The organism is Sphaerochaeta sp. (assembly GCF_050178175.1).
In the GTDB taxonomy this organism is placed as follows: domain Bacteria; phylum Spirochaetota; class Spirochaetia; order Sphaerochaetales; family Sphaerochaetaceae; genus Sphaerochaeta.
This window is the reverse complement of the sequence record NZ_JBFXGH010000159.1, coordinates 1-4,027: the sequence shown is the minus strand read 5'-3', so window position 1 is coordinate 4,027 and position 4,027 is coordinate 1. Positions and strand designations below refer to the sequence as shown.

Annotated in this window: 3 protein-coding genes; all 3 read left to right on the top strand. The window is 45.6% G+C overall.

Annotated features, from left to right (window positions below):
- On the top strand, positions 1–586 hold a 586-nt coding region (locus AB7S66_RS11710), incomplete at its 5' end, for an ABC transporter permease (RefSeq protein ID WP_428520213.1).
- 650 nt (positions 587–1,236) lie between these two features.
- A complete protein-coding gene (locus AB7S66_RS11705; protein WP_428520211.1) occupies positions 1,237–1,710 on the top strand; it encodes a hypothetical protein in 474 nt (157 codons plus the stop codon).
- Positions 1,711–1,833: 123 nt separating this feature from the next.
- Positions 1,834–3,606: a chloride channel protein gene (locus AB7S66_RS11700; RefSeq protein WP_428520209.1), complete on the top strand. Its 1,773-nt coding sequence runs from the start codon at positions 1,834–1,836 to the stop codon at positions 3,604–3,606.
- The last annotated feature ends 421 nt before the right edge of the window (positions 3,607–4,027 follow it).

Sequence of the window (4,027 nt, the reverse complement as noted above, 5' to 3'; positions counted from 1 at the left end):
TGGACAACCATCGAACAAGTTCCTTTTGGAGATCTTTCCAAAGGTTACCGTTCCCCTTCTCTCAAGAATCCCTATCCTGGGTGCTGTGTTTACCGATCTCTACACCTTTATCCCGATTATTGTTGTGGTTGCAATTCTCATGACTTACATCTTCTATAAGACTCCGTTCGGTATGCATATCCGAGCATGTGGTGACAACCCCCACGCAGTGGCTGCCGCTGGTGGCAATGTCATGAAAATACGCTTCGTATCGGTATTGGTCAGCGGTGCTCTGGCAGGGCTTGGAGGCATGTGTTTTGCCTACTCCATCTCCACCACGTTTTCTCCGAACATCTATATGGGTTTCGGCTATCTTGCCATTGCTGCCTATATCTTCGGTTCATGGAAAATTAGCCGGACATTCCTTGCTTGTATTCTTTTCGGCTTTGCCCGAAGTGCTGGATATGTACTCGTGCAGAAGCTGGAACTACCATCTTCCTTTGGGGACCTCGTCCTTACCCTTCCCTATATCGTTACCTTGGTCTTGCTGCTCTTTTTCTCATCAAAGACGAAGGCACCAAGAGCTCTTGGGGAAGTATATGAGTAAGGACAGGGGGAGTCGCGAGACTCCCTTTGCTCTGTATCAATTTTGAAAACGTACTATAGCCAAAGTATTGCTTTCTTGTAAAACTTCTCACCAACCTCTTTGGACTCTCTTGCCAACATACCACCGTATGATTCTGATAGGATGTACAAGCAAGAGAACATCAATGCCACCGATTATCAGCATGCAAAACCTCTATCAACTGATTCTTCTTCTGGTAATGTGGTATGCATGGATGCTTGCAAAAAGCAGGGTACCGGGAATAGGATGCTGGATAGTAAATTTACTGCTTAACACGTTAGGCCTTGTTCTGCACATGTTTGTTGTACAGACATCCTTACCGGTTTTTCGTATCATTGCCAATCTCTTTCACTGCTTGAAGAGCAAGACCTTTTGGGCCGTTGGGGTGGTGACGAGTTCCTGCTCCTGGGGGTAAGGAGGAACAAGGACGTAATTACATATTGCAAGGCATGATACACGATATTTGTAGGGCAATATCCCAATACACAGGGATGTTCACTGAGTGGAGGCTTTACCCTACTCACCGCTGATGATACGCTGGATAGTGCCATACAGCGTGCAGTTGCCTTGCTTTACCAAGCAAAGGAAGCAGGACGAAACCGCATCATTGGGAACCTGACAGGAGATACAGAATGACAGATGAAGACAAGCTTGCGATGTGTTACCAGGTTATAGGGGATACTGCAACAGAAATATCCCAGGCATATTCTGATTTCGGAGACCTTGTAGGGTACTACATGGGCCAAACTTCAACCACATTGCAGCTCAGGCTTTTCAGGCCATTGGCTTTGGAAACTTCACTCTATCTCTTGTCCCTGTTCGATACAACCAGTGAGTTCTACGCTGATATCCTTCAGGAAACAGAGAAACTTGCAGAAGAATTGGAAGTACCATTCCTGGAAGAACGGCTTGCCGCATACAAACAAAAAACCGACAGCGTCTCTCATTTTATTACCGCTTGCCAGCAGGTCGTAGGAAGCGATGCTCTCTGGCTTAGTATGAGAAGAAAAGATACGCCTCCCCAGGAGACCATCAGTGATAGGGGTTATGTGGTTATCAAGAGTGCGGCAGAGAAGATGGGAGAAGTGGTTAAGTCGTTGAAGTAAAGCATCAACTGAAACCAATAGAATGAAAAAACAAATTGTATACAAGGAACCATTTTTGTCTAGTTTCCCTTATCAAAATCTGCCTTTACCTTTTTCGGTTTGTTCGTTACAACTATAGATACCATGCAAAACAAAAACCAGTTTTCTGATAAGCCCCCATATGAGCGGGTAGTATTAACACAACAAAGCCAAATTCAGCGGACGGTCTACATCAGCATTCTCTGTATTCTCGTTGGAGCCATAGCAGGATTGGGTGCTGCCGGGTTCAAGTACTTGATCGAGTTCTTCCACAATCTCTTCTTCTCCGGTCAATTCTCTTTTCAACATAATCGTGGAGGACTTATCAGTTCCTGGGGTCCCTTTGTCATAGTAGTTCCTGCTATCGGTATCACCCTCGCCCAATGGATTACCACAAAATGGGCACCAGAGGCAAAAGGACACGGAGTTCCCGAGGTCATGGTTGCAGTATCAGAAAACCGAGGCAAGATTCGACCCGTAGTTGCTCTGGTGAAATCACTTGCCTCTGCAATTACCATTGGATCTGGGGGATCGGTCGGCAAGGAAGGCCCCATTGTTCAAATTGGGGCAAGCTTTGGTTCTACATTGGGGCAATCACTCAAGCTCTCATCCAGGGAGACTATTATTCTTGTAGGTGCTGGAGTATCAGGAGGTATCAGTGCAACGTTCAATGCTCCAATAGGTGGTATAATGTTCGCCTTGGAACTCATTCTTCCTGAATACAGCATCATGACCATCATGCCACTGGTGGTATCGGCGATTATTGCAACCACTGTGGGAGCAGTGTTCATGGGTTCACACCCTGCTTTCATTGTTCCTGAATATGCGATGGTCTCCCATTATGAACTCTTTTTTTATGCATTGCTTGGATTGCTTGCTGGACTGCTTTCTGTTGTGTTCATCAAGTCAGTCTATGGAATGGAGGACTTCTTTGATGGACTGAATATCCCCTCTACGGCCAAATCAATCATCGGTGGTCTGATTGTAGGAACCATCGGCTATGTAAGCCTCCGCCTTTTTGGCAATTACCACGTTTTCGGCGTCGGATATGACTTCCTTGACTTGGTTCTTGATAATAAGATCACTGCATTGGTGATGGCATTTGCCCTGATATTCATGAAACTGCTTGCCAACTCCCTTACCCTTGCCTCCGGTGGATCGGGCGGTATCTTTGCCCCATCCCTCTTTTTGGGGGGTGCTCTGGGTGCAACCGTTGGTATTATCGTGAACACGCTTTTCCCTGAGACAACAGGTCCCATCTCTGCATATGCCATTGTAGGTATGGCTGCTATAGTCTCGGGGGTAACCGGAGGAGTCCTCACTGCCATCATCATGGTATTTGAGATGACACGGGATTATGCAATCATGCTGCCCCTGTTGCTCAGCGGTGTACTCTCCTTCTTTGTTGCAAGACTCATCTACGGAGAGACGATGTACACAAAGAAGCTCACCAGGCGAGGCATCCAGATACAATTTGACAAACGTATCCCTACCATGAAGACCATCTCAGTTGGGGAGATCATGAAACATGACCTGATAAGCTGCAAACCATCCGATACTGTAGAAACAGTATGGAACCTCATGCATGACCATGGAATCGGGTTACTTCCTGTAATCGATGGGGATATGGTGTTTGGTACCATAGGATATATCGAACTACACCAGAGTCAGGGAAAGAGCAAGGAACCTGTATCTTCATTGATGAAGGAAATCGACATATCCATCCCATACTCTGCAAATCTTTATGATGCACTTCAGGTAATGGAAGAGGAGAAAACCAATATCCTGATAGTGAAGGGCGAGAACAGCAAGGTGTTGGGATTTGTTACTGCCAATATGATTATCAGGAACTACCTGCAAAAGAAACGCCTAAGTTAACAATTCTGTTTCTTGTCAGCTATATTCGGCCAACACGCTTATGTGTTGGTCGTTTTATCATGATTGGAAAGCAATTCATCCTTAGGTATATTTATCTTAGCAAATCACCTTATCCAATAATCTGGTGAATAGAGGACTATCTACGTTACTCTCTACGATATGCATGGCAACTCAGACCATTCAACCAGAATATATGGTATATCAAGAATCATTACACAATATTGACAGATAGGGAAACAGGTTTGCCCTTCCATGCGCTTTCCAGTGTACTTACCCCGATCATTCAATGCGTGTCTGAACCACGGTATCAACTCCCGAGAGTAAATCCTCAACAGTGGCAGTAACCGATACATCCGGTTGTAGGGAACCACCCTGATGTGACTTGTCCATGGCAAAGAACGTTGTCGAGTATCGTACGGGA